The following is a 23,725-nucleotide window of genomic DNA, read 5'->3' on the forward strand; positions in this document are numbered from 1 at the left end:
ACGATCGCGCCGCAGTCGAAGGGGAAGGCCGGGCCGCGTGCTCGCTCTCCGTCTAGCGCGCCGGGCGCACCCCGTGGTGCAGCTCCGCCGACTCCTGGTCGCCGCGGCCACCGGCGGCACCGGCTTCCTGCTGCTGTGCGCCCTCGGCCACGCCCTGGCCCACCCGCACGCCCCGGCCGGCTCGGTGCTGCGCCTGGCCTGGTGCGTGGTACCCGCCGCCGCCACCGTCCACTTCGCGGTGACGGTGGCCCGGACCGACCCCGGCACGCGCCCCCGTCCCGGCCTGTCCGCGATCGGCCTCGGCCCCGGCCGTCTGATGGCCATCTCGGCGGTCACCACGGCCCTGTCCACCGTCCTCGGCTCCCTCCTCGCCCTGCTCTTCTTCCTCCACCTGCGCGGCGACCTCACCGGCATGCCCTTCGACGGCGCCGCCGCCGACGTCCTCGCCGCCGGCCGCCCCCTGCCCCTCCCGGCGGCGCTCACCCTCCTCGCCCTGGTACCGGCCGCCGCCTCCGTGACGACCGCGCTCGTCCTGCGCCCCAAGGACACCGCCGCCCGGCCCGCCGGACTCCGCACCCGCTTCATGGCCTACGACACCTTCGCCGTCGCCCGCCGCGCCGCGTCCCCGGCGGGCGCCACGAGGTACGAGGAGGAACCGGACGAGGAGGCCGCCACCCCCACGGACCCCCGGGAGCCGCTGGAACCCCCGGCCCCGCGCCCCGCCCCCGGCGGCCTCCCCTGGGGCATCGCCGTACTCGCCGTCGGCCTCGCCGTCGAGACGTACGCCGGACAGTCCGACCACGCCCCCGGCCTCACCCTCCCCGGTGGCTTCGCGGACAGCCCCGCCGGAGTCCTCGGCGGCTGGCTGCTCACCGCGCTGGGCCTGATCCTCACCGGCCCCGGCCTCACCCATCTCACCGGGCGCCTGCTCCAGTCCGTACGCCCCGGCGCGCTGCGCCTGCTCTCCGGGCGCGTGCTCCAGGAAGAGGCCCGGCGCATCGGCCGCCCGCTCGGCGTGGTGTGCGCCGTGGCCTCCGGGGCGTACGCCATGGTGACGCTCTCCTCCGGCGTGCGCCCCGCGGTCGGTCCGCTCACCCTGCTGGGCGCGCTCGTGGTGGCCGGGTGTGCCGTCCTCACGCTCGCGACGGCCGCCGTCGAGGCCCGCAGGGCGCACGCGGACACCACGGCCGCCCTGGTGCGGCTGGGGGCGCCCAGCGCACTGCCCCGGCAGGCGGCCCTGCTCCGCGCGGGCGCCCTGCTCGCCGTCTTCGGCCCCTTGACCTGGGCGGTCGCCCAGCTGGCGGCGCTCCCCCTGGCCGCCTGAAAACTCGTACGAAAAAAATCCGCGCGGGCCGATGAGTTCCGCAGGGGACCCCGGTCTACCCCTTCGAACGGACCGAAACCGATCGGCCATCCACCGGGAGAGACCTCGCCATGTACCAGCAGATGATCTTCGTGAACCTGCCCGTGAACGACCTCGACGCCTCGAAGAAGTTCTTCACGGAGCTGGGGTACACGCTCAACCCCCAGTTCAGCGACGAGAACGCGGCCTCCGTCGTGATCAGCGACACCATCGTGGCGATGCTGCTCACCAAGCCGTTCTACGCGTCCTTCACGAAGAAGGAGATCGCGGACGCCACGAAGACCAGCCAGGTGATCCTCTGTCTGAGCGCCGAGAGCCGCGCGAAGGTGGACGAGTTGGTCGAGAAGGCGGTCGCCGCCGGCGGCACGGCCTCGGACAAGGTCCAGGACATGGACTTCATGTACGGCCGCGCCTTCGACGACCTCGACGGCCACACCTGGGAGGTCGTATGGATGGACCCGGCCGCGATCGAGGGCTGAGAACCGCTCGCCCCGCGCCCTGTAAGGGGCGCGGGGAACTGCGCGAGCAACCACCCTCCACCCGCACCGCCCACCCCCAGTCGCCCCCACCCCCACAGGCGCCCGGCCCAACCAGCGGAGCGCCCTAGCATGGGACGGGTGCAGACGATGCCCGCCCACGCGGCCCACCACGACGACCACGAGATCGAGACGATCGAGGAGTTCGACGCCGTCGTCTCGTCCCGTCGCACCCTCTCCGGATTCCGGGTCCAGGCCGTCGACCTGACGGACCGTACGCGCGAACTGCTCACCACCGGCACCACCGGCGCCGTCTTCCTCGGCTGCCGGATGCGCGACGAGGCCGCCGCGAAGATACGCGCGGACGGCGCCCTCGTCTTCCCGCCCGTCCCCGGTCTGCCCTTCGACCCGTACCGGGGCCTGCTCTACTCCCCCGACGAGCTCTTCGCGTCCCTGTCGGACGGCGGTTACGAGGCGACACCGGACGCCCTCGCGTACGCCTGGTTCCAGCGGACCAAGGCCGACCGGGACGTCTACGCCTCCATGCTGCGGGCCGTCCACGACGACTCCGTCTCCGACGCCCTCGACGAACTCCTGTCCGGCGCCCGGGTGGTGGGCGTGATGGGCGGCCACGCGATGGCACGCGGCACGGAGGCGTACGAGGGTGCCGCCCGCCTCGGCCGCTCCCTGGCCCGCTCGGGTCTCACCGTCGCCACCGGCGGCGGTCCGGGCGCGATGGAGGCGGCGAACCTGGGCGCCCACGCCGCCCCGTACGACGACGCCATGCTCACCGAGGCGCTCCAACTACTGGCGAAGGCACCGAGGTTCACGCCCTCGATCACCGAGTGGGCGGCCGCCGCCTTCGAGGTGCGCACGCGCTGGCCGAAGGGCGGCACCTCCGTCGGCATCCCCACCTGGTTCTACGGCCATGAGCCGCCGAACCCGTTCGCGTCGCACATCGCCAAGTACTTCGCCAACGCCACCCGCGAGGACGGTCTGCTCGCCCGCTGCGACACCGGCGTCGTGTTCCTGCCGGGCGCGGCCGGCACCGTCCAGGAGATCTTCGACAACGCGACCCCCAACTACTACGAGTCGCGGGGCGAACCGACCCCCATGGTCCTCGTCGACCGTGCCCACTGGACGGAGAGGCTGCCGGCCTGGCCGCTGCTCCGGTCACTGGCCCGGGACCGTTCGATGGAGGCGCGGATCGCCATGGTGGACCGGATCGAGGAGGCCCCGGCGGCCTTGGCGCGTCTCAACGACGGCAGCTCAAACACTTCTTCGGATTGACAGTACTTATGGCCCGCTTATAAACCTGTGAGGCACATGGGGAAGCCGCCCCTCCGGCGGCCCTCCGTCACCCCCACTCCCCCTGTGCTTCCCGTGAAGGGCAAAAGTGTCCATATTCCCCCGTACCGCGCGGACTTCGCGCTCTGTCGGTGTTGCCGTCGCGTCCGCCGCACTCGTGTTCGGCGCCGCGGGCAACGCCCTGGCCTGCAGCATCAAGGACTTCTCCGCGGTCGCCGAGTGCGACGGCGGCAAGGGCGTCATCCGTGTGACCGACGTGGACCCCGAGGGCGTCAAGGCCGAGATCACCGTCTATCTGGAGAACAACGGGGCAGACCTGCGCCAGGTCGGCAGCAAGACCATCGAGAACTCCACCGCCGACGGCGTCACCATCACCTTCGAGGAGGACTGGGAGCCGGAGGCCGAGTACCGGATCCACGTCACGGCGGCGGACTACGTCAACGAGGACATCGCGCCCAACCTGATCGCCCCCGCGGAGTCCTGCGCGGAGGACGCGGTGACCCCGCCGGCCGCCTCGAAGAGCCCGGAGAAGCCCGCGGACGACAAGAGCGAAGGCAAGAACGAAGGCAAGGACAAGGACAAGGGCGAGGACAACGGCGAGGACAACGGCAAGGACGAGCCGTCCAAGACCAAGAACTCCCCCACTCCGTCCGCGTCCGAGGGCACCACCCCCGTGGGCTCGAACGGCGACAACGCCCCCTCCCCCGAGGGCGACTCCAACCTCGCCGAGACCGGTGGCGACTCCAACACCGGCACGATCGCCGGTGCCGCGGCGGCCCTGGTCGCCCTCGGCGCCGGTGCCGTGTACTACAGCACGCGGCGGCGCGGGGCCTCCACACGCTGATCACCGCTGGTCAGGGCGGGCGGCCCGTACCCCTTCACCACGGGGTACGGGCCACCCGCCCGTCCACCCCACGGCTCCCCCCGTCGCGTTCAGTCGAACGTCGCCCGCCGCAGCCAGAAGTCCAGCAGTTCCCGGTCGCCCAGCACCTCCAACTCCCCGCCGTCCGGCGGCAACCGGCGATAGAAGGCGAGCAGCACCTCGGTGAGCGGCCCGCGCAGCGCGACGGTCGCCTTCTCATGACCGCGGCGCCAGCGCACGCCGTCCTCGGTCAGCTCCACGATCCACTCGGCGTTCACCTCAGCCGACGCGTCCGTGGCGTGGAGGTGGATACTGCGCCCGGGACCGCGCAGTTCGGCCGCCTCGTCGTGCGGCATCGTCCGCTGGACGAACTCGACGATCTCCAGCCACTCGTCGATGGCGTCGGCGGCGATCTCCGGCGCCACCTGGACCGGCCGCCCGACGGTGAGCGCGGCGTCGGCACCGTGGATCACCTGCTCATGGGCCATCCGGCGGGCCCAGAATCCGGCGCTGTGCTCCCAGCCCCACGACCACACGGGCTCCTCGGGCCCCGCCTCGCGCAGCGTGGCCACGATCATCTCGCCGGTCTCCGCGAGCCACGCGTCCAGCGCGGCCGGGTCGCCCTGCCGCTCCGGGCCCTCGTACAGCGGGACGTCGGCCTCGGTCACCTCTTCCTTCGCCCGGGTCCGTACGTTCAGCTCGACCCAGCGCAGGGCGCCGCCGGTGTGCCGCAGCAGTTGTTCCAGCGACCAGTCGGGGCAGGTCGGCACGGTCGCCGACAGATCGGCGCCCGAGGTCACGATGTCCCTCAACTTCCGTACCTGCGCCTCGATCTCGGCGCAGTAGCGGTCGTGCCGGACCCGGGGTTCTTGCGTACGCATCGCCATGAGGCCGCACTTTATGCGGCCGGGGCCGCTCCCAGCACGACGATTTCGGCCGGGTCGAAGCCCACGCCGACCCGGTCACCGGGCTCCGGCGCGTCCCGCAGCGCGCACGCCGCCTCCAGCCGCGGCGCGCCCTCCGGCTGGAGGTGCACGGCGACATGGGTGCCCCGGAACGTGCGCGCGGCCACGGTGCAGCGCAGCCCGTCGGCCACCTCCACCAGGCGCACGCCGGCGGGCCGTACGAGCAGCGCGCACGCCCCCTGCGGTGAGCCCTCCGGCACCGGCACCTTGCCCCACGCCGTGTCCGCGACCGCCCCGGTCACCGTGGCCTCGACCACGTTGTCGAAGCCGAGGAAGCGGGCCACGAACTCGTCGACCGGCCGCTGCCACACCTCAAGAGGCGTACCGGACTGGGCGATCCGCCCGTCCCGCATCACCACGACCCGGTCGGCCAGCGCGAACGCCTCACCCTGGTCGTGCGTGACCGCCAGCACGGTCGTCCCCAACTCCCCGAACAGCTCCCGGAGTTCGACGACCAACCGCTCCCGCAGCGACCGGTCCAGCTGGCCGAGCGGCTCGTCGAGCATCAGCAGCCGGGGGCGCGGGGCGAGCGCCCGCGCCAGCGCGACCCGCTGCTGCTCACCACCGGACAGCTCCCCGACGCGCCGGCGCGCGGCTCCGGGCAGTCCGACCAGCTCCAGCAACTCCCGTACCCGTACGGCCCGTTCGCCCTTCGCCGCACCGTGCATCCGGGGCCCGAAGGCGACGTTGCCGGCCACGTCCCGCTGCGGGAAGAGCTGATGGTCCTGGAACATCAGGCCCACACCACGCTTGTGCGCGGGCACGCCCGTCTGGTCCTTCCCGTCGAGCGACACGCGCCCCCCATCGAGAGGTTGCAGCCCGGCGACCACCCGCAGCAGCGTCGACTTTCCGCTCCCGCTCGGCCCGAGCACACACACGATCTCGTGCTCGGCGACCTCCAGACCGACGGCGTCGAGCACGGGCCGCCCCTCGAACCGTACGGTCGCGTCCTCAAGCCTGAGCAGCGCCATCAGAACTCCCCCACACGGTCGGAGGCGCGATCGGTACGGAGCCGTTCCAGCACCAGCAGGGCCACCGCGCACACCACCATCAGAATCGTCGAAAGGGCCATCGCCTGGCCGTAGTTGAGATCACCGGGGCGGCCGAGCAGCCGGGCCACGGCGACCGGGAGCGTCGGGTTGTCGGCGCGCGCGATGAATACGGTCGCCCCGAACTCCCCGAGCGACACGGCGAAGGCGAACCCGGCCGCGATCAGCAGCGCCCGCCGCACCAGCGGCAGATCGACCTCGCGCCACACCCGCCACGGCGACGCCCCGAGCACGGCCGCCGCCTCCCGCAGCCGTTCGTCCACCGCGCGCAGCACGGGCAGCATGGTCCGTACGACGAAGGGGACGCCGACCAGGGCCTGGGCGAGCGGCACCAGGAGCCAGGAGGACCGCAGATCGAGGGGCGGCTCGTCCAGCGCGATCAGGAACCCGAAGCCGACGGTCACCGCGGACACCCCGAGCGGCAGCATCAGCAGGGCGTCGAAACCCCGGACGAGCCGCCCGGCCCGCCGGGTGAGCGCGGCGGCGGCGAGCCCACCGATCAGCAGGGCGATGACGGTCGCGACCGCCGCGTACCGGAGCGAGTTCCCGACCGCCTCGATCGGCGCGACCAGGAAGATCCCGCTGTCGTCGCCGGTCAGCGCCTTGTAGTAGCCGAACACCGACCCGGACGACGTGTCGAACGACCGTTCCACCAGCACGCCCAGCGGCAGCAGGATCAGCACCACGACCGTGGCGAGGACCCCGCCCAGCAGCGCCCACTGACCGGCCCCGCGCGGTCGCCGCGCCGTCAGCGACGCGTCCACCAGCCGCAGCGCGGTCTCCCGTCGCCGCACGGTCCACGCGTGCACGGCGAGGATCAGCCCGACCGCGACGAACTGCACGAGCGTCAGCACGGCGGCGGCGCCCAGGTCGAAGATTTCCGAGGTCTGCCGGTAGATCTCCACTTCGAGCGTGGAGAAGGTCGGCCCGCCGAGGATCTGCACCACCCCGAACGAGGTGAAGGTGAAGAGAAAGACCATCAGCGCGGCGGCGGCCACGGCGGGCCCGAGCGCCGGGAGCGTGACCCTCCGCCAGGCGGCGAGCGGAGACGCACCGAGCATGCGCGCGGCCTCCTCCTGCCGCGGGTCGAGCTGCGCCCACAGCCCACCGACCGTCCGTACGACGACCGCGTAGTTGAAGAACACATGCGCGAGCAGGATCGCCCACACGGTCGTGTCCAGCCGTACGCCCCACAGCTCGTCGAAGAGCCCGCCGCGCCCGACGAGCGCCAGGAACGCCGTGCCGACGACCACGGTCGGCAGCACGAACGGCACGGTCACGACCGCCCGCAGCACCTGCTTGCCCCTGAAATCGAAGCGCGCGAACACATATGCGCCGGGGAGTGCGATCAGCAGCGTGAGCGCGGTCGAGACGAGCGCCTGCCAGGTGGTGAACCACAGCACATGCCGGATCCCGGAGTCCCCCAGCACCTCCCCGACCCGCCCGAACCGCCAACTGCCGTCCGCCTTCAGCCCCCGTACGACGATCGCGGCGACGGGATAGGCGAAGAACACCCCGAAGAAGGCGACGGGCAACGCCATGAGCCCGAGCCGAGCCGCGTTCCCGGAGCGGGTGCGTCGCCGAGGTACCTCGGCTACTTCAGTACGAGCGAGGTCCACGACTTGACCCACTGGTCACGGTTCTCGGCGATCTTCGCGGGCGCCATGGTCTCGGGATCCTTCGCCGCGGGCCCGTACTCGGTGAACTCGGCGGGCACGGCAGCCCCCTCGACCACCGGATACACGAACATGTTGAGCGGCATGTCCTCCTGGAACCGCTTCGAGATCAGGAAGTCGATCAGCGCCTTGCCGCCCTCGGCGTTCTTCGCGTTGCTCAGCAGCCCCGCGAACTCGATCTGCCGGAAGCAGGTGCCCTCCGCGACCCCGGTCGGCGCGGTCTTCGGGCGCGGGTCCGCGAAGACGACCTCGGCGGGCGGCGAGGAGGCGTACGACACGACGAGCGGCCGGTCGCCGCCGGCCTTCTTGCCGTCCGTCGACCCGGAGAACTCCTGGTAGTAGGCCTGCTCCCAGCCGTCGACGACCTTCACGCCATTGGCCTTGAGCTTCTCCCAGTACCCCTCCCACCCCTCGTCGCCGTACTTCGCGGCCGTACCGAGGACGAACCCGAGCCCCGGCGAGGAGGTGGAGGCGTTCTCGGTGACGAGGAGATCCTTGTACGCGGGCTTGACAAGATCATCGAACGACCGCGGCGGCTCGATCTTCTTCTTCTCAAAGTACGCCTTGTCGTAGTTGACGCAGATGTCACCGGAGTCGATGGGCGTGACCCGGTGCTCGTCCTTGTCCAACTGGTACTGGGCGCCGACCTTGTCGAGCCCCTTCGCCTCGTACGGCTGGAAGAGGCCGTTGTCGAGGGCGCGGGACAGCAGCGTGTTGTCGACGCCGAAGAAGACGTCGCCCTGCGGGTTGTCCTTGGTCAGGATCGCCTGGTTGACGGCCTGCCCGGCGTCCCCGCTCTTGAGGACCTTGACCTTGTACCCGGACTCCTTCTCGAACGCCTTCAGCACGTCCTTGGAGTAGGCGAAGGAGCCATGGCTGACGAGGGTGACGGTCTTGGACCCACCGCCCGATCCGCCGTCGCCGGAGGACGACGAACCACACGCGGACAGCGTGACGAGCCCGAGACCGGCGACAAGAACCGTCGCTCTTCTGGTGATGCCCACTGGTTTCATTCCTCCTGGAAGTGACCAGGAAGAGACGCGGCCCTGCCCGGAGGGCCGTGAACGGCTCCCGGGCAGGGCGCAACAGCTCGAGTGAAGACCGAACTTCCTACCCAGAATGACCTGGGCGAGGTTCAGAGGGTCTGCGGCCTGGTTGCCGCACTCTCAGCGCTGTGGCGCTCCCCTGTCGGAATATGAATATGTACGTACGGGACTCAGGGTACCTCTCGGTCTATCGCTCGGTCGCCGCGAGCTGACCGCACGCCCCGTCGATCTCCTGCCCCCGGGTGTCCCGGACGGTCACCGGCACCCCGTGGGCGGCAATGGCCTCGACGAACGCCTTCTCGTCCTCGGGCCGTGAGGCGGTCCACTTCGACCCCGGAGTCGGGTTCAGCGGGATCAGGTTCACGTGCACCGGCTTGCCCTTGAGCAGCCGGCCCAGCCGGTCACCGCGCCACGCCTGGTCGTTGATGTCCCGGATCAGCGCGTACTCGATGGACAGCCGCCGCCCGGACTTCGCCGCGTACTCCCACCCGGCGTCGAGGACCTCACGCACCTTCCACCGCGTGTTCACGGGGACGAGGGTGTCGCGCAGTTCGTCGTCCGGCGCGTGCAGGGAGATCGCGAGTCGGCACTTGAAGCCCTCGTCGGAGAACCGGTGGATGGCGGGTACCAGCCCGACCGTGGACACGGTGATCCCGCGCTGCGAGAGTCCGAGCCCGTCCGGCTCCGGATCGGTCAGCCGCCTGATCGCGCCGACGACCCGGTTGTAGTTGGCGAGCGGCTCGCCCATCCCCATGAAGACGATGTTGGACAGCCGAGCGGCCCCACCGGGAATCTCGCCATCCCTCAGTGCCCGCATCCCGTCCACGATCTGATGGACGATCTCGGCGGTGGACAGATTCCGGTCCAGCCCGGCCTGCCCGGTGGCACAGAACGGGCAGTTCATCCCGCACCCGGCCTGCGAACTGATGCACATGGTGACCCGGTCCGGGTACCGCATCAGCACGGACTCGACGAGCGTCCCGTCGAACATCCGCCACAGCGTCTTCCGCGTGGTCTCCTGGTCGGTCGACAGATGCCGTACGACGGTCATCAGCTCCGGAAGCAGCGCCTCCTGAAGCTTCGTACGCGCACCCGCGGGGATGTCGGTCCACTGCTCCGGGTCGTGCGCGTACCGCGCGAAGTAGTGCTGCGAGAGCTGCTTGGCACGAAACGGCTTCTCCCCGATCGCGGCAACAGCCTCCTTCCGCTCCACAGGCGAAAGATCAGCAAGATGCCGCGGCGGCTTCTTGGCTCCGCGGGGGGCGACGAATGTGAGTTCTCCGGGCTTCGGCATAACCCACCCAGTGTCGCAGATCAACTCGGGGAGCCCAGGCCAGAGGGGGGTGGGGGTGGTCACCCGTGGGTGGCGACTGTCGGCGTTGGTCGACCTCGGACGGCCCAGGGACGGCCCAGACGCTGAGAGTGAGGCCACAGATTCGGCATGACTGCGGCACGCAAGTCGTTGCATCGAAGGCACGCGGGCGTGGGCACCGTCTGGAACTGCGAAGTGGCCCAGGTGACGCGTTCTGTGGGCGATTGGTCCCCCACCAGCACTACTTTGCGGCATCCTACGCATAGACGTGGATGCGGGATCGGAAGACCAGAGGGAGTCATGGAGATCATTGATCAATTTATTGCACGCTACGCAAGGGAGTACGACTTTTATAGCAGGGCGGCGCAACTAGTCATGCAAGCCCTGGAAAGGGATCTGAAGGAATCAGGCGTCCGCTGCATCGTCACCTATCGCGCGAAGGACATTGCAAGACTAGAAGAGAAGTGCCGCCAGCGCGCACCAAGGAAGAAGTATAGGATAGTGGAGGATATCTACGAAGATATTGTAGACCTGGCAGGCGTCCGCATTGCGCTTTATTTCCCAGCCGAGCAGGATCAAGTTGAAAAGGCCGTAAATCGCCTCTTCGATCTAGTAGAGAAAAAGACTTTCCCCGAGTCGAACAAGAGGTCTAAAGAAAAGGAGTTCTCCGGATATTCGGCGACTCACTATCGAGTCCGACTCAAGGAACGCGACCTAATCGACCCGGATACACGATACGCAAAAGCTCTCGTCGAGGTGCAGGTTGCGTCGGTGCTCATGCACGCCTGGTCTGAGGTGGAACATGATCTCGCCTACAAACCACTGTCCGGCGACCTGTCCGATGCAGAAAAGCAAATCTTGGATCAGCTCAATGGACTGGTTATCGCTGGCGAGATGTCACTGAGAATGCTGCAAGAGGCGAGCGAAAATCGAGTGACCCGGAGTGGCCGCTTCCTCAATCACTATGAACTCGCTGCATACCTTCTGAACCAGGCAGGAAAGATTCTAGGTGAGCCAGTCGGCGACTCAGGCCTTGGTCGAGTAGACCTACTATTTAACTTCTTGAGGGAACTGAAAAAGGAAGCACCAGCCGACCTGGATCCGTACCTTGATTCCCTTCATGACAATGTCGAGACGCGCCCCCTCTCGGAGCAGGTAATCGATGCTCTTCTTGCCGAGGATCCTTCACGGTATGACCACTTCAATTTCGTTCGGGTCAATGTCGAACATCTCCTTGATCCTGAATCCCTGAGCTCAAGGATGCATCGAGAGATTGGCCGCTTCCTTACACGATGGGTGAAACTGGAGGAGACGGTACGAAATCTGCTCCCGCGTGAAGATAGCAACCGAATCGTGGTACCTCTTTCTCGATCAGTCCTCGAGCGCCTACCAATGTTGGACACCGAGACACGCCATGAGATCGATTCGCTTCGGAGGTTGCGCAACAACGTAGTACACGGACGGAATGTACCGTCCCCCCTCTTCCTAGCCGAGGCAGCTGATCAGGTTGAGGAGCTTACGGAAAAGATCCGCCGGTTCGCCCCTTAAAAAAAGGTGGTCTAGAACTTCCCGTGTGATCACGGCTGGCCAACGAGGTCGGCGGAACGGCTTTGGGCTGGAGCTGCTTTGGGGCGAGTGATCATGGCCCCGTAAGCTCATGGCGAGTCGGGCAGTCAGTGGACCTGCCCGTAAAGCACGACGTTGGGGCCATGATCTTAGAGGCTCGCCCCAAAGTGGCTGCCTAAAGCCGTGGAGCCGACCGCCCCAGCCACAGAGGGTGTCTCCCACTTCATGCCCGCAGTCGCCGAGCGCGCCGCCGGGCGCGGCCAGCCGGGGCGCAGACAGGAGGCAGGCCGCGCCGCAGAGGCGGCGCGCGCCCGCGCCGTGCGCGGGCTCTTGATGAAGTAGGGAAAGTTCTACCGCGCTCTGGTGATCTACGAGGGTCGTGCTACCACCTACGGATTTTCCGATGTGGTCGCTACGCTTGTGCCGGCCGACCTAACACGACGACAGGGAGCGTGCTCACCGGATGGGACCGAAGTCAGAGCGGGTCTACCGAACGATCCGAGAGTGGATCGCGACAGGCACGTACCTGCCAGGCTCCAAGCTCCCGTCTGAGCGGACCCTGTCGGAAGAGCTGGACATCGGTCGTACGGCACTCCGCCAGGTGCTCGCCAAGCTCATCACCGAAGGCGTCATCGAGGTGCATGGCCGAAGCTCGTACCGGGTGCCTGATCAGTCTGTGACGACTGAGGCGCCGACGGATGTCGAGCCGTGGCAGATTCATGGTGAGCGGACCCTGTACGACAACCGTTGGGTGACCCTCAGCCTCGTCGACGTCGAGCCGCCCGGAGTCGAGCGCTTCGAGCACCACGTAGTGAAGCTGCACCATGTGGCCATCGCTGCCATCCTCGATGAACAAGAGCGCGTGCTGATGATGTGGCGGTACCGCTTCGTCCCGAACTCGTTCGGCTGGGAGCTCCCCGGCGGCATCGTCGACGAGGGTGAAGAGCCCTTGCAGACGGCGCTACGTGAGGTCGAGGAAGAGACCGGGTGGCGCCCGGACGCTCTTGAGCACGTGGTCACCTATCAGCCCATGGTTGGCATGGTCGACTCGCCGCATGAGATCTTCGTCGGCCAGGGTGCCAAGCTCGTCGGTGAACCGACAGATCTCGAAGAAGCTGGGCACATCGCTTGGGTGCCCCTCTCCGACATTCCAGGGCTCATGGCGCGTGGCGAACTGATGGGCTCCGGAACGCTCGTCGCCCTGCTTCACGTCCTCGCCTCACGGGGTGTTGGGGCTTCGCCTACAACCGCTGCCTGAGCTGTTCGACTCGACGTCGCTGGCGTACCGATCCCGTGCGGCTGGCGAGCAAGCGGGCCTGGCGTAGATGGTCGTGCGCCTGGTCGTACTCGCCGCGGGCCATGTGCGCCTGTGCGAGGTCGCAGCGCAGTCCTGCAGAGGCTCGTATGAACGTGGGATCGGCTGTGTCGAGGGCTGCGTAAAGGCTGCTCACGGCTTCGTCGTCGCCTATCAGGGCGAGCGCGTTGCCACGCCACCTGGTGAGGTGCCCTTCGTTGAGGAAGATGCTGAGCATGTCCGGATCTCGGGCCTCCTCGCCCGGCGGAAGGGACCGCATCGCGTTCTCCAGCGCCCGCCGGCACTCGTCCGCCATACCCGCTCGGGCACATATCTCGGCTTCGGCCGCGTACAACCACGCCGTGAGGCGCGGGGACATGGCCTTGCCTCCGAGTCGCTGAGCGTCGCGTATCAACTCGACCGCCATGGGGGCGCGGCCCGCGTCGCAAAGTACGTAGGCCTGTTCGGCTGTGGCGTGCGCGAGGTACATCGGCTCGTCGGCTTCCTGGGCGGCTCGCTTACCCAACTCGTAGTGGCGCCAGGCTCGTTCTACCGCTCCGACGTCCAGCGCCTGCCATGCTGCCAGTGTCGCCGCCCCGACAAGAGCCCGAGCGACCGGACGCCGGGTTTCAGGGAGTACAGCGAACGTGAGCGCGTCCTCCAGGGTGGTCAGATGGGCGCCCATCTGGTCGACGAGGCTCGCGGCCCCCATCTGCCGGTCCATGGTCCTGAAAAGCTCCGTCTGGTCCATGAAGGTCTTCACCATGGTCAGACTGACGGTGCGAGCCGCATCGATCCGGCCCATGAGTTCGTCGTATCCATCCGCCGTGGCTGGCGCGGCTGCGGTGTCCGCCCGACCCATCAGTTCGTCGTCGGTGATGCCGAGCAGAGCACGGAGGATCTTCGCGTAGCGGCCGAGATAGGGCGCCGACCGTTTTCCCACTCCGAGACGTACACCCGCAGACTCGCCATTGATGCGACGGTGAGCATGTGCTGTCGCGCATGGCGCTCAATCTCGCGAACCAGCCGCTCTTGCGACCACTCTCGTGCGCTCCTTGCTGCCTTGAGTCCGTTCGTCACGTCGCGCCGCCCTGCTTGGGTTGTTGAGACCTCCTAGCAGGATGCCTCACATCACCCCAGGTCGGCAGGGGTTAACGCGACAGGTGTTAACCCCTGTTGGCTACCGGGTCGTTGGCGGAAACGGTTCTCTTGAACCGTCGCAGTAAGGCGAGTTGAAGCGCCGGATCGGCGACACCGCTTGACATCTGGTGCGCACCAGTTGCAGTCTGTTGGTGCGCACCAGTTGGAAGCGCAAAGGCCTGCGGCTCAGCTGCGGGCGCATCGCCAACGCACGGGAGCGGCGACCCACCGCCAAGCAAGTACGCCGCTCCCACCCCTCTGAAAGGGAGTTCCATCATGCGTCAGATCCCCGTCGACACGTCCGCCGCGACCGTGATGATCGCCAAGGCTCCGCAGCCGAAGGTCAAGGACCGCCGTACCGGTGAGATCGCCCTCGACAAGGACGGCGTGACCCTGATGACCGTGGAGGTCATGTTCTCCACCCCGGACGAGGTCGAGATCCTCAAGCTCACCGTTCCGCAGCCGGGCGTCTCCGAGGACCTGGCCATGGGCACCCCGGTCGCGCTGACCGGCCTGGTCGCCTCGGCGTGGGAGAACGAGTTCAACGGCCAGAAGCGCCACGGCATCGCGTTCCGCGCGGTCGCGGTCACCTCGCTCGCCGCCGCTGCCTCGAAGCCGAAGGCTGCCTGATCATGACCTGGTTCACGGTCGCTCTGGTGCTGGTCGTCGCTGCCGCAGTGATCCTGCGGTGGCGGCGCCCCGCCTGGTACTGGATGACCTTCGGGGTCGCTCTCGCCACGGTGCGGGTCCTGGTCCGCTACGCCTCGGTCATGGACGCCTGCGGGCTGACCGTCCCGCCGTCCCGCTGGCGTCTGGCCCTGGCCCGGGTGACGAACCGGGAGGTGCCGCAGTCCCGCCCGCCGCGCATCCTGCGGATCCGCCCGACCCGCACCGGCCTGGTCCTGCGTCTGGGCCTGCGCCCGGGACAGGATGCCTTCGACGTCGCGGCGTCCGCTGACCGGCTGCGCCACTCCTTCGGCGTGTACGGCGTCACCTCGCGTGAGCTGCGCTCGGGTGTGGTGGAGGTGCGGATGACCGGCTACGACGTGCTCAGGCGGGTGCAGATGCCCGCGAAGACCGACGCCCGCCTGATGCGGGTCCCGGTCGCCTTGCGCGAGGACGGCTCGGTGCACTACCGCGACTACCGGACCGTCCCGCACGGCCTGACCCTCGGCGCCACGGAATCGGGGAAGTCGGTCTACCAGCGCAACCTGGTCGCCGGGCTGGCTCCGCTGGATGTCGCGCTGGTGGGCATCGACTGCAAGCAAGGGGTGGAACTCTTCCCGCTGGCACGCCGGTTCTCCGCGCTCGCCGACAACCCTGACACCGCCCTCGCCCTGCTCGAAGCGCTCGTCACGCACATGGAGGAGGTCTACCAGCTGATCCGGGCCAACCAGCGGATCACGGTGAACGTGCCGGATGCGGAGATCGCCGCCGACATCTGGGACCTGCCCGCCGACCTGCGCCCGGTCCCGGTCGTGGTCCTGGTCGACGAGGTCGCCGAACTCGCCCTCTTCGCCACCAAGGACGACGAGAAACGACGCGACCGCATCATCACCGCCCTGGTCCGCCTCGCCCAGCTCGGCCGCGCCGCCGGCATCTACTTGGAGATCTGTGGGCAGCGCTTCGGCTCCGAACTCGGCAAGGGCATCACCATGCTCCGCGCCCAGCTCACCGGCCGCACCGCCCACCGCGTCAACGACGAATCCTCCGCCAACATGGCCTTCGGCGACATCGCACCGGACGCCGTCCTCGCCGCCATCCAGATCCCCACCGACACCCCCGGCATCGCCGTCACGGGTGACGCCTCCGGCGGCTGGGCCCGCATCCGCGCCCCGCACACCTCGCTGCGTGAGGCCGTGAACATCTGCAACAAGCACGCCGAACGCACCCCGGACCTGCCCGCCCTGGCGGCTTTCCGCCCTGAGGTTGGCCCACTGCCCTCGGCCCGCGTGCGGCTGTCCAAGACAGTCCCCGCCACCGCCTGACCCTCTCCCCACTCCACCGGTCGGCGTGACCGTCTCGCGCCAGGTCCCTACCCCCGCCATGCCTCAACACCGGAAAAGGAGCTGTGATGGCCCGCCCAGCCCTCCGTGTCGACGCCGTGCTCGTCCAGGCCGTCATTGCCGGGGCGCTGTCCTTCGCCCACCTGCACGACCTCGCCGCCGCTGCCGGACAGGACGGCTGGAAAGCCTGGGCCTACCCGGTCTCAGTTGACCTGCTCCTGGTCGCCGCCTGGCGACGCCTACGCATCGACGGCCCATCCCGGCTCGCCTGGTGCTGGTTCGTGATCGCCCTGGTCGCCTCGCTCGGCGCCAACGTCGCCACCGCCGGACTCCTCGACCTCGACAACGTCCCCGCCTGGCTCCGCATCCTCGTCGCCGCCTGGCCCGCACTGGCCTTCATGGGCGGCACCCTCCTCGCCCACTCCGCCGATGACCGGGTGCCGGATCCGCCGGCACCCGCGCTCCACTCCGACCTCGACCCCGAGCCGGTCACCGAAGCAACGGAGCTGGACGCCTCGACCTCGTTGCCACCTGCGGTCGAGGAACCTCCGGCCCTTCCCGCACCCGAGCCTGAGCCCGTCCCGTCTCCGCCCGCGGTTCCGGCCCCGCCGGTTCCGGCCGCGCTCGTCGACCACGCCCGCAAGGTCGCCAACGACCACCACGCCCGGACCGGATCACCGATCGACACCGACACCCTGCGCGCCCGCCTCGGCGTCCCGCCGCAGCTGGCCGATGCCATCGCCGCCCAACTCGCCTGAACCGAAAGGAACCGACTCGATGCCTGCCCGCGATCACTTCCACTCCGTCATGCGGATCGGCCCCGTGCAGATCGGCACCCACCGCGACCGCAACGGCCGCACCAAGCACGCCGCCGTGTGCACCAACGACCGCTGCGGCTGGTCCGCCGACTACTCCAGCCAGACCGCCGCCCAGCTCGCCGCCCGCACCCACCGCTGCACCGCCCGCTAGGAGGCCACCGCCATGGAAGTCCCGCTCTGGTTCGCCCTCGCCGCCATCGGCTACCTCGGCATCAAGCTCATCCGCCCGCCCCTCTGGCTGGTCCTGGTCCTCCTTCTCGGCGGCTACCTCATCGCCGACAGCATCCTCGCCCCCGTCATCGACACCGCCGTCAAGTAACCCGCCCGAGAAGGGAGATTTGCTGATGTTCCGCCCGAAGATCCCGATCATGCCCCAGCCGACGGGCCTGATCACCCCGCCCGCCGCCATCGAGCCGACCGCCGTGATCCAGCACCAGCCGACCACCACCCCGCTCGCCCCGGCCCCGGTCTCGGCTCGGCCCACGGTTCAGCTCACCCCGGGCTCCGTGCTCGCCCTGGTCGGTGGCGGCACCGCCGTAGTCCTGGTCGTCGGCGCCGTTCTGGTCTCGATGCTCCTCGCGGTCGCCATCACCGGCGCCTCGGTCGCCGTCTGCGCCCTGGTCATCCGCTCGCTCATCAACACCGAAGCCAAGCGCCACTGACCGGCCCCCGGGCGGCCTCAACCGCCAAGTCTCCGCCGCCCGGGAGCCCTGCCCCTGCCGAACCCCGAAGAGCCGGAAGGAACCCCCAGCATGACGCACCGCATCTGCCCCAACTGCGACGGACACGCTTCCGTTGCCATCACCCTCGGCGGCCGTGACGCCCACGGTCACCTGCGGACCATCACCGCGGACTGCCCGGCCTGCCACGGCACCGGCACCCGCCCGGTCCGCACCCGGGAGGGCGCCCGTGCCTGACCTGCTCCTCGACCCGACCACCCTCGGCGACCTGCTGAGGGTGGCTTCGGCCGCTGACTACGACCGCTGGCACGAGCAGATCCGCCGCACCGGCGGCTGCGCCGACCCCATCCACCTCACCGGCTGGACCATCGCCAAAGACAAGACCACTGGCGAGACGCTGCACCACTACTCCACCGAGAACGAACCGGGCGGACGCCTCCGCCTCGCCTGCGGAAACCGCCGCGCCTCCCGCTGCCCCTCCTGCGCCTTCACCTACGCGGGCGACACCTACCACCTCATCCGTGCGGGCCTGGCCGGAGACGACCGCCGCGACATACCCGCCACCGTCCGCGATCACCCCCGCGTCTTCGCAACCCTCACCGCCCCCTCCTTCGGCCGCGTCCACAACCGCCCCGACCACGGCGCCTGCCGCTGCGGCACCCACCACACCGCCGACGACCCCGCCCTCGGCACCGCCCTCGACCCGGCCACCTACGACTACGCGGGCGCCGTCCTGTTCAACAACCACGCGGGCCAGCTGTGGCAGCGCTTCACCAACCGGCTCCGCCGCGAGGTCGCCGCCCGCGCGGGCCTGACACAGCGAGAACTCAAAGAAGCGGCCCGCCTGTCGTACGGCAAGGTCGCCGAGTTCCAGAAGCGCGGCGCCCTGCACTTCCACGCCGTGATCCGCATCGACGGCCCGGACGGTCCGGACACGCCACCGCCGTCCTGGGCGACCGTCGACCTCCTCACCGACGCCATCCACGCCACCGCCACGCACTCCTACACCTCCGTCTCCGTCCCCGCCGCCGACGACCAGCCCGCCCGCACCTTCCGCTGGGGCACCCAGCTCGACGTACGCCCCGTCAAGGCCTTCGGCGACGGCTCCGACATCACCGAACAAGCTGTCGCCTCCTACGTCGCCAAGTACGCCACTAAGGCGGCCGAGAACACCGGCACCCCCGACCGCCGCATCGGTGAACTCTCCGAACTCGACCGCCACCAAGTCCCCGACCACACCCGCCGCCTGATCGAAGCGTGCAAGCGGCTCGACCCGCTCTATCCCGACCGCCGCCTGTGGGCCTGGGCTCACATGCTCGGCTTCCGCGGCCACTTCTCCTCCAAGTCCCGCCGCTACTCCACCACCCTCGGCGCCCTCCGCCAGACACGCGCCGACTACCGCGCCGCCCAGGAACGCACCGCCCTCGGCCTCGATGACCGCGAGCCGGACACCGTGCTCGTCCTCGCCGACTGGCAATACGCCGGACACGGCCACACCCCCGGCGAATCCGCCCTCGCCGCCACCATCGCCCGCGACCTCCAACACAACCGCGAAACCACCCGCGAAGCCCTACGCGACCAGCTCGCCGACGAAAGGGAGTGCTGACCATGGCCGCAGAGCTGCCGAACCGGTTCCTGACTCCCGAGGACCTGGTCGAGATGTTCGAACTTCCCAGCGTCGAGACGGTCTATCAGTGGCGTCGCAAGCGCACCGGCCCCCGCGGCTTCCGGGTCGGCCGGCACCTTCGCTTCGACCCGAGCGACATACGGGCCTGGGTGGATTCTCAGCTTTGGGAGGCTGCCTGATGGCTGGGCACATCCAAGACCGCTGGTACAAGACCGAGCCCGGTCCGGACGGCAAGCCGGTAAAGGTCAAGACCGACCGCTACGGCAACGGTCTCCGCTACCGGGCCCGGTACGTCGGCCCGGACGGCACCGAGAAGAGCAAGTCCTTCCCGGACCGGCAGAAGCGCCGTGCCGAAGAGTGGTTGGCCGAGACGGCTGCCGACATGTCCCGTGGTCAGTACGTCGACCCCAAGGCTGCGCGCACGACCTTCCAGCAGTATGCGGAACGCTGGCTTGCCGGTCTGACGACCGACCTCAATACGCGCATCGGAACGGAGTACCGTCTTCGGCTGCACGCCTTCCCGCGACTCGGGGCGCGGCCTCTCGGTTCCTTCCGGCCGGTCCACATCCGCGAGTTCGTGCGCGACCTGGAGAACGACTCCATCGGCGGCACCTACGCCCGCAACATCTACGCCAACGTCCGCGCGGTGCTCTCGGCCGCCGTGGATGACGGCCACCTCGCCCGGAATCCGTGCTCGGCTGCGTCGGTCCGCCCGCCCGCCGCCTCCTCCGCCCGAGTCGTGCCCTGGCTCCCTTCCCAGGTGCGTGCGGTCCGCGATGCTCTGCCCGAGCGCTACCGAGCCATGGTCGACGTGGGCAGCGGCTGCGGTCTTCGACAGGGCGAGATCATCGGTCTGTCCGAAGACACCTTGCAGCTCGACAGCGACACCCTCCGGGTCACCGCTCAGGTCAAGCTGATCCGGGGCGTCGCCGTCTTCGCTCCGCCCAAGGGCAACAAGGAGCGTGACGTACCGCTGCCGTCCTCGGTCGCCTCGGCCCTCCGGCGCCATATGACGAGTCACCCGCCCGTGCCGATCAAGCTGCCGTGGATCCGGCCGGACGGTCCGCTCACCGAACGGCGTCTGATCTTCACCAACACAGCCGACGGGGTCGTCTGGCGCAGCAACTTCAACGCCTACGAGTGGAAGCGCGCCCTGGCCGCCGCCGGCCTTATCTCGACTCCCGAACCCGGCCAGCGGCACGCCTCCGCCCGCCACCTCGGAATGCACGCCCTGCGCCACTTCTACGCCTCGGTCCTCCTGGACGCGGGGGAGAGCATCAAGGCCGTGAGCGAATACCTCGGGCACTCCGACCCGGCGATGACGCTGCGGGTGTACGCCCACCTGATGCCCAGCAGCAGTGAGCGTGCTCGCCGGGCCTTGGACGGTGTCTTCGACACGGCCCAGGAGCCCTGACGGCCCAGGGACGGCCCAGCGGACACAAGACAGCCCCCTACTGGCGAGAACATCGCTGGTGGGGGGCTTCTTCGTGCCCGGCGCACATCAGTTCTCCGGGCTTAGGCATAGCTCAACCAGTGTCGCAGATCGAATCACGTGACCCGTCCCCGTCAGGAGGTCAGAAGATTCCGCCGACCACGCTCACGACCCACGCGCCGTAGTTCTTCCAGCGATGGGACATCCGGCAGTACAGCCGCGGCCTGCGGCGGCCCGCTTGGTCGACGAGCGTCTCGCACCACCGGCAGGGCAAATCGCCGTGATAGCGGCCGTCGTCCCCCACTCGCGCTCTCCCCATGCATCCGGACCCTATCGAATCCGCCGCACCCACCCGGAGGGACCACGGCAGTGGGCCCCGCCCCCGAGATCCAGGACGAGGCCCACGCGTACAACAACCGTGCCCGTCAGCCCGACCCCACGAACAGCACCAGCAGCAGCCACACCACCGGGGCCGTCGGGAGGAGGGAGTCCAGGCGGTCCATGATGCCGCCGTGGCCCGGCAGGAGCGTGCCCATGTCCTTGATGCCGAGGTCCCGCTTGATCATGGACTCGCCGAGGTCGCCCAACGTGGCGCTGGCCGCGACGGCGAGACCGAGCAGCAGGCCCTGCCACCAGGCACCGTCGTCGATGACGAACTCCATGAGCAGCGCGCCCGCGACCATGGCGAAGGCGATCGCGCCGAGCAACCCCTCACGGGTCTTGCCGGGGCTGATGCGCGGTGCGAGCTTGTGCGTGCCGAAGCGCCAGCCCACCGCGTACGCGCCCGTGTCGCTGACGACGGTCAGCACCAGGAACACCAGGACCCGCTGCGGCCCGTCGTCGGCGGTGAGCATGAGCGCCACGAACGTGGCCAGGAACGGTACGTAGAAGGCCGCGAAGACCCCCGCCGTGACGTCCTTGAGGTAGTTCTCCGGCGGTTCCGTCATCCGCCAGACCAGGACGGCGAGCGCGGTGAGCGCCATGGCCACCCAGGCACCCTCCGGCCCGCGGACGTACCCGGCGACGACCATCGCGGCCCCGCCGACCGCGAGCGGCACGAGCGGCGCCTTGATGCCCTTGCGTTCCTGCAGACGCGAGGTGAGCTCCCACAGCCCCACCACCACGGCCACCGCTATCACGCCGACGAAGGCCGCCTTGACGATGAACAGCGACGCGACGATGACCGCACCGAGCGCGACGCCGACCCCTATGGCAGCGCCCAGGTCACGGCCCGCGCTCTTCTTCTGCGGGGCGGGCTGCGGGGCGTCGGGCATGGGCTCCGGCTTCTGCGGCGCCTCCCCGTAGGGGTGCGCCGACGGCGTCTCGTCATGGAACGGGGGACCTGCCTGCCGAGCGGCCCCCCGGTCGTCGTCCTGGTTCCCGCCACGCGCGGGTACGTCGGGCACGATGGGCATGGGGCGAGTCTGCTGGGCCTCAGGCGCATCGTACGTGGGACCCGCCGGGGCATGCCCCTGGACAGGTCCCCGGTCGGTCGGCGCCCAGTACCCGGCTTGTGACGGCGCGCCCCAGGAAGAGTCGTTCATCAGACTTCGAGCAGCTCGGCTTCCTTGTGCTTGAGCAGCTCGTCCACCTGCGCGACGTACTTCGCGGTGGTGTCGTCGAGCTCCTTCTCCGCGCGACGGCCCTCGTCCTCGCCGACCTCGCCGTCCTTGACGAGCTTGTCGATCGCGTCCTTGGCCTTGCGGCGGACCGAGCGGATGGACACCTTGGAGTCCTCCGCCTTGCTCTTCGCGACCTTGATGTAGTCGCGGCGGCGCTCCTCGGTCAGCTCGGGGAACACCACTCGGATGATGTTGCCGTCGTTGCTCGGGTTGACGCCGAGGTCCGAGTCACGGATCGCCTGCTCGATGTTGCGCAGGGCGGTCTTGTCGAACGGGGTCACCACGGCCATGCGCGGCTCCGGCACCGAGAACGAGGCCAGCTGGTTGATCGGCGTCAGCGCGCCGTAGTAGTCGGCCACGATCTTGTTGAACATCGCCGGGTGCGCACGACCGGTGCGGATCGCGGCGAAGTCGTCCTTGGCGACCACGACGGCCTTCTCCATCTTCTCCTCGGCCTCGAGGAGGGTCTCTTCGATCACCACTTGCTCCTGCGTGTCTTGAGTAGGCCCGGCAGCTGTACTTGGTCTGGTCGGCGGCCGGCTGCGTCGCGTCTTGTTCCTGCACGGTTCCCGACCGGCAGGACATTGTCCATCCCCCGGTCAGGCTCCGTCCCCCGGGCAGGGGAAGGACCCGGTCAGGCCCGGCTTCCCTGATCACCCACGAGAGTGCCGATCTTCTCACCCTTGACGGCCCGCGCGATATTGCCCTCCTTGAGAAGCTCGAACACGAGGATCGGGAGCTTGTTGTCACGGCAGAGCGTGATCGCGGTGGCGTCGGCGACCTTCAGCTCGCGGGTGATGACCTCGCCGTAGCCGAGGGAGTCGAACCGGACCGCGTCCGGGTTGGTCTTGGGGTCGGAGTCGTAGACCCCGTCCACGCCGTTCTTGCCCATCAGCAGCGCCTCGGCGTCGATCTCCAGGGCGCGCTGGGCGGCGGTGGTGTCGGTGGAGAAGTACGGCATGCCCATACCGGCGCCGAAGATGACCACACGGCCCTTCTCCAGGTGGCGCACGGCCCGCAGCGGAATGTACGGCTCGGCGACCTGGCCCATGGTGATGGCGGTCTGGACGCGGCTGTCGATGCCCTCCTTCTCCAGGAAGTCCTGGAGGGCGAGGCAGTTCATGACCGTGCCGAGCATGCCCATGTAGTCGGAGCGGGCCCGGTCCATGCCGCGCTGCTGGAGTTCGGCGCCGCGGAAGAAGTTGCCGCCGCCGATGACGACCGCGATCTGTGCTCCGTCGCGTACGACGGCCGCGATCTCCCGGGCGATGGCGTGCACCACGTCCGGGTCGACGCCCAGGCCACCGCCCCCGGAGAACGCCTCTCCGGACAGCTTCAGCATGAACCGGCCGCGTTCCGCTTTGCTTTCGTCGCTCTTCTCGGGCTTGGTGGTCATGGAGATTCGCCTCTTTACGTGTCGCACATACCGCACATACGAAGAAGGCCACTGCCGGTGGGGTGGTGTTCGCATCCCATGCGCGGC

General features: G+C 69.0%; 25 protein-coding genes and 1 pseudogene. 16 read left to right on the forward strand and 10 right to left on the reverse strand.

Translation table 11 applies throughout. The features are described from left to right. Window positions 1-37 precede the first annotated feature (37 nt). From ACZ7MG_RS37510 to ACZ7MG_RS37525, 4 genes are all read left to right on the forward strand, one after another. Window positions 38-1,324, forward strand: coding sequence for a hypothetical protein (locus ACZ7MG_RS37510; protein ID WP_471395434.1), 1,287 nt, complete (start codon window positions 38-40; stop codon window positions 1,322-1,324). A gap of 110 nt (window positions 1,325-1,434) precedes the next feature. Continuing rightward, window positions 1,435-1,842, forward strand: coding sequence for a VOC family protein (locus tag ACZ7MG_RS37515; RefSeq protein ID WP_471395435.1), 408 nt, complete (start codon window positions 1,435-1,437; stop codon window positions 1,840-1,842). 138 nt (window positions 1,843-1,980) lie between these two features. Then, window positions 1,981-3,129, forward strand: coding sequence for an LOG family protein (locus tag ACZ7MG_RS37520; protein ID WP_471395436.1), 1,149 nt, complete (start codon window positions 1,981-1,983; stop codon window positions 3,127-3,129). Between the two features lie 106 nt (window positions 3,130-3,235). Then, window positions 3,236-3,991 carry an LAETG motif-containing sortase-dependent surface protein gene (locus tag ACZ7MG_RS37525; protein ID WP_471395437.1) on the forward strand — a complete coding sequence of 252 codons (756 nt, stop codon included), beginning with the start codon at window positions 3,236-3,238 and terminating at the stop codon, window positions 3,989-3,991. Between the two features lie 89 nt (window positions 3,992-4,080). Here the strand turns inward: ACZ7MG_RS37525 and ACZ7MG_RS37530 are convergent, their stop codons facing one another. The 5 genes from ACZ7MG_RS37530 to rlmN all read right to left on the reverse strand — a co-directional run bounded on the left by ACZ7MG_RS37530 (window position 4,081) and on the right by rlmN (window position 10,039). Continuing rightward, window positions 4,081-4,896 (reverse strand): maleylpyruvate isomerase family mycothiol-dependent enzyme, encoded by an 816-nt coding sequence (locus tag ACZ7MG_RS37530; protein WP_471395438.1) that lies wholly within the window; start codon window positions 4,894-4,896, stop codon window positions 4,081-4,083. 11 nt (window positions 4,897-4,907) lie between these two features. Continuing rightward, window positions 4,908-5,945, reverse strand: coding sequence for an ABC transporter ATP-binding protein (locus ACZ7MG_RS37535; protein ID WP_471395439.1), 1,038 nt, complete (start codon window positions 5,943-5,945; stop codon window positions 4,908-4,910). After that, on the reverse strand, window positions 5,945-7,564 hold the full coding sequence (locus ACZ7MG_RS37540) for an ABC transporter permease (RefSeq protein WP_471395440.1): 1,620 nt from the start codon (window positions 7,562-7,564) through the stop codon (window positions 5,945-5,947). Before ACZ7MG_RS37540 ends, ACZ7MG_RS37535 begins: the two co-directional genes overlap by 1 nt. Before the next feature lie 53 nt (window positions 7,565-7,617). After that, complete coding sequence (locus ACZ7MG_RS37545; protein WP_471395441.1) at window positions 7,618-8,712, reverse strand: thiamine ABC transporter substrate-binding protein; 1,095 nt, start codon at window positions 8,710-8,712, stop codon at window positions 7,618-7,620. Window positions 8,713-8,932: 220 nt separating this feature from the next. Next, window positions 8,933-10,039 carry a dual-specificity RNA methyltransferase RlmN gene (rlmN, locus tag ACZ7MG_RS37550; RefSeq protein WP_471395442.1) on the reverse strand — a complete coding sequence of 369 codons (1,107 nt, stop codon included), beginning with the start codon at window positions 10,037-10,039 and terminating at the stop codon, window positions 8,933-8,935. A gap of 318 nt (window positions 10,040-10,357) precedes the next feature. Here rlmN and ACZ7MG_RS37555 point away from each other — a divergent pair, with 318 nt between their 5' ends. Next, the gene (locus ACZ7MG_RS37555; protein WP_471395443.1) at window positions 10,358-11,605 is read left to right on the forward strand and encodes a GTP pyrophosphokinase; all 1,248 of its coding nucleotides are present in this window, start codon (window positions 10,358-10,360) and stop codon (window positions 11,603-11,605) included. A gap of 481 nt (window positions 11,606-12,086) precedes the next feature. After that, window positions 12,087-12,881, forward strand: coding sequence for an NUDIX domain-containing protein (locus ACZ7MG_RS37560; RefSeq protein ID WP_471388636.1), 795 nt, complete (start codon window positions 12,087-12,089; stop codon window positions 12,879-12,881). On the opposite strand, the pseudogene ACZ7MG_RS37565 reads toward ACZ7MG_RS37560, so the two are convergent. After that, window positions 12,865-13,907 (reverse strand): annotated as a pseudogene (locus ACZ7MG_RS37565) (XRE family transcriptional regulator). The gene ACZ7MG_RS37560 and the pseudogene ACZ7MG_RS37565 sit on opposite strands and share 17 nt — an antisense overlap. Before the next feature lie 426 nt (window positions 13,908-14,333). Between ACZ7MG_RS37565 and ACZ7MG_RS37570 the strand changes: the two are divergent. The 10 genes from ACZ7MG_RS37570 to ACZ7MG_RS37615 all read left to right on the forward strand — a co-directional run bounded on the left by ACZ7MG_RS37570 (window position 14,334) and on the right by ACZ7MG_RS37615 (window position 20,602). Continuing rightward, window positions 14,334-14,687, forward strand: a complete 354-nt coding sequence (locus tag ACZ7MG_RS37570) for an SCO3933 family regulatory protein (RefSeq protein ID WP_257565087.1) — start codon at window positions 14,334-14,336, stop codon at window positions 14,685-14,687. 2 nt (window positions 14,688-14,689) lie between these two features. Next, window positions 14,690-16,045, forward strand: a complete 1,356-nt coding sequence (locus ACZ7MG_RS37575) for an FtsK/SpoIIIE domain-containing protein (RefSeq protein ID WP_471388632.1) — start codon at window positions 14,690-14,692, stop codon at window positions 16,043-16,045. Window positions 16,046-16,131: 86 nt separating this feature from the next. After that, complete coding sequence (locus ACZ7MG_RS37580; RefSeq protein WP_471388629.1) at window positions 16,132-16,821, forward strand: DUF2637 domain-containing protein; 690 nt, start codon at window positions 16,132-16,134, stop codon at window positions 16,819-16,821. A gap of 19 nt (window positions 16,822-16,840) precedes the next feature. Continuing rightward, on the forward strand, window positions 16,841-17,032 hold the full coding sequence (locus ACZ7MG_RS37585) for a mobile element transfer protein (RefSeq protein WP_046704488.1): 192 nt from the start codon (window positions 16,841-16,843) through the stop codon (window positions 17,030-17,032). 12 nt (window positions 17,033-17,044) lie between these two features. Then, the gene (locus tag ACZ7MG_RS37590) at window positions 17,045-17,200 is read left to right on the forward strand and encodes a hypothetical protein (RefSeq protein ID WP_184899880.1); all 156 of its coding nucleotides are present in this window, start codon (window positions 17,045-17,047) and stop codon (window positions 17,198-17,200) included. Between the two features lie 25 nt (window positions 17,201-17,225). Continuing rightward, complete coding sequence (locus ACZ7MG_RS37595) at window positions 17,226-17,543, forward strand: SpdD-like protein (protein ID WP_471388626.1); 318 nt, start codon at window positions 17,226-17,228, stop codon at window positions 17,541-17,543. A gap of 90 nt (window positions 17,544-17,633) precedes the next feature. Continuing rightward, a complete protein-coding gene (locus ACZ7MG_RS37600; protein WP_471388623.1) occupies window positions 17,634-17,798 on the forward strand; it encodes a hypothetical protein in 165 nt (54 codons plus the stop codon). Next, complete coding sequence (repSA, locus tag ACZ7MG_RS37605; RefSeq protein ID WP_471388620.1) at window positions 17,791-19,167, forward strand: replication initiator protein RepSA; 1,377 nt, start codon at window positions 17,791-17,793, stop codon at window positions 19,165-19,167. The genes ACZ7MG_RS37600 and repSA overlap by 8 nt, the downstream gene beginning before the upstream one ends. 2 nt (window positions 19,168-19,169) lie before the next feature. Beyond that, complete coding sequence (locus tag ACZ7MG_RS37610) at window positions 19,170-19,367, forward strand: helix-turn-helix transcriptional regulator (protein ID WP_471388617.1); 198 nt, start codon at window positions 19,170-19,172, stop codon at window positions 19,365-19,367. Continuing rightward, entirely contained in the window at window positions 19,367-20,602 is a 1,236-nt protein-coding gene (locus ACZ7MG_RS37615; RefSeq protein WP_471388615.1) for a tyrosine-type recombinase/integrase, read from the forward strand. Before ACZ7MG_RS37610 ends, ACZ7MG_RS37615 begins: the two co-directional genes overlap by 1 nt. 160 nt (window positions 20,603-20,762) lie before the next feature. On the opposite strand, the gene ACZ7MG_RS37620 is transcribed toward ACZ7MG_RS37615, so the two are convergent. From ACZ7MG_RS37620 to pyrH, 4 genes are all read right to left on the reverse strand, one after another. Further along, entirely contained in the window at window positions 20,763-20,939 is a 177-nt protein-coding gene (locus ACZ7MG_RS37620) for a hypothetical protein (RefSeq protein ID WP_471388612.1), read from the reverse strand. A 106-nt stretch (window positions 20,940-21,045) separates the two neighbouring features. After that, on the reverse strand, window positions 21,046-22,164 hold the full coding sequence (locus ACZ7MG_RS37625) for a phosphatidate cytidylyltransferase (RefSeq protein ID WP_471388609.1): 1,119 nt from the start codon (window positions 22,162-22,164) through the stop codon (window positions 21,046-21,048). Beyond that, on the reverse strand, window positions 22,164-22,721 hold the full coding sequence (frr, locus tag ACZ7MG_RS37630) for a ribosome recycling factor (RefSeq protein ID WP_045561444.1): 558 nt from the start codon (window positions 22,719-22,721) through the stop codon (window positions 22,164-22,166). The genes ACZ7MG_RS37625 and frr overlap by 1 nt, the downstream gene beginning before the upstream one ends. A 155-nt stretch (window positions 22,722-22,876) precedes the next feature. Then, window positions 22,877-23,638, reverse strand: a complete 762-nt coding sequence (gene pyrH / locus ACZ7MG_RS37635; protein WP_152171938.1) for a UMP kinase — start codon at window positions 23,636-23,638, stop codon at window positions 22,877-22,879. Window positions 23,639-23,725: the final 87 nt, after the last annotated feature.

Source organism: Streptomyces sp. NPDC107538 (assembly GCF_055657445.1).

What these genes read in the sequence shown, in the direction of transcription:
- ACZ7MG_RS37515 (WP_471395435.1), top strand. Translation starts at nt 1,435, where the DNA reads ATGTACCAGCAGATGATCTTCGTGAACCTGCCCGTGAACGACCTCGAC.
- ACZ7MG_RS37530 (WP_471395438.1), bottom strand. Translation starts at nt 4,896, where the DNA reads ATGGCGATGCGTACGCAAGAACCCCGGGTCCGGCACGACCGCTACTGC.
- ACZ7MG_RS37535 (WP_471395439.1), bottom strand. Translation starts at nt 5,945, where the DNA reads ATGGCGCTGCTCAGGCTTGAGGACGCGACCGTACGGTTCGAGGGGCGG.
- ACZ7MG_RS37540 (WP_471395440.1), bottom strand. Translation starts at nt 7,564, where the DNA reads ATGGCGTTGCCCGTCGCCTTCTTCGGGGTGTTCTTCGCCTATCCCGTC.
- ACZ7MG_RS37545 (WP_471395441.1), bottom strand. Translation starts at nt 8,712, where the DNA reads ATGAAACCAGTGGGCATCACCAGAAGAGCGACGGTTCTTGTCGCCGGT.
- rlmN (WP_471395442.1), bottom strand. Translation starts at nt 10,039, where the DNA reads ATGCCGAAGCCCGGAGAACTCACATTCGTCGCCCCCCGCGGAGCCAAG.
- ACZ7MG_RS37555 (WP_471395443.1), top strand. Translation starts at nt 10,358, where the DNA reads ATGGAGATCATTGATCAATTTATTGCACGCTACGCAAGGGAGTACGAC.
- ACZ7MG_RS37560 (WP_471388636.1), top strand. Translation starts at nt 12,087, where the DNA reads ATGGGACCGAAGTCAGAGCGGGTCTACCGAACGATCCGAGAGTGGATC.
- ACZ7MG_RS37570 (WP_257565087.1), top strand. Translation starts at nt 14,334, where the DNA reads ATGCGTCAGATCCCCGTCGACACGTCCGCCGCGACCGTGATGATCGCC.
- ACZ7MG_RS37575 (WP_471388632.1), top strand. Translation starts at nt 14,690, where the DNA reads ATGACCTGGTTCACGGTCGCTCTGGTGCTGGTCGTCGCTGCCGCAGTG.
- ACZ7MG_RS37580 (WP_471388629.1), top strand. Translation starts at nt 16,132, where the DNA reads ATGGCCCGCCCAGCCCTCCGTGTCGACGCCGTGCTCGTCCAGGCCGTC.
- ACZ7MG_RS37585 (WP_046704488.1), top strand. Translation starts at nt 16,841, where the DNA reads ATGCCTGCCCGCGATCACTTCCACTCCGTCATGCGGATCGGCCCCGTG.
- ACZ7MG_RS37590 (WP_184899880.1), top strand. Translation starts at nt 17,045, where the DNA reads ATGGAAGTCCCGCTCTGGTTCGCCCTCGCCGCCATCGGCTACCTCGGC.
- ACZ7MG_RS37595 (WP_471388626.1), top strand. Translation starts at nt 17,226, where the DNA reads ATGTTCCGCCCGAAGATCCCGATCATGCCCCAGCCGACGGGCCTGATC.
- ACZ7MG_RS37600 (WP_471388623.1), top strand. Translation starts at nt 17,634, where the DNA reads ATGACGCACCGCATCTGCCCCAACTGCGACGGACACGCTTCCGTTGCC.
- ACZ7MG_RS37610 (WP_471388617.1), top strand. Translation starts at nt 19,170, where the DNA reads ATGGCCGCAGAGCTGCCGAACCGGTTCCTGACTCCCGAGGACCTGGTC.
- ACZ7MG_RS37615 (WP_471388615.1), top strand. Translation starts at nt 19,367, where the DNA reads ATGGCTGGGCACATCCAAGACCGCTGGTACAAGACCGAGCCCGGTCCG.
- ACZ7MG_RS37620 (WP_471388612.1), bottom strand. Translation starts at nt 20,939, where the DNA reads ATGGGGAGAGCGCGAGTGGGGGACGACGGCCGCTATCACGGCGATTTG.
- ACZ7MG_RS37625 (WP_471388609.1), bottom strand. Translation starts at nt 22,164, where the DNA reads ATGAACGACTCTTCCTGGGGCGCGCCGTCACAAGCCGGGTACTGGGCG.
- pyrH (WP_152171938.1), bottom strand. Translation starts at nt 23,638, where the DNA reads ATGACCACCAAGCCCGAGAAGAGCGACGAAAGCAAAGCGGAACGCGGC.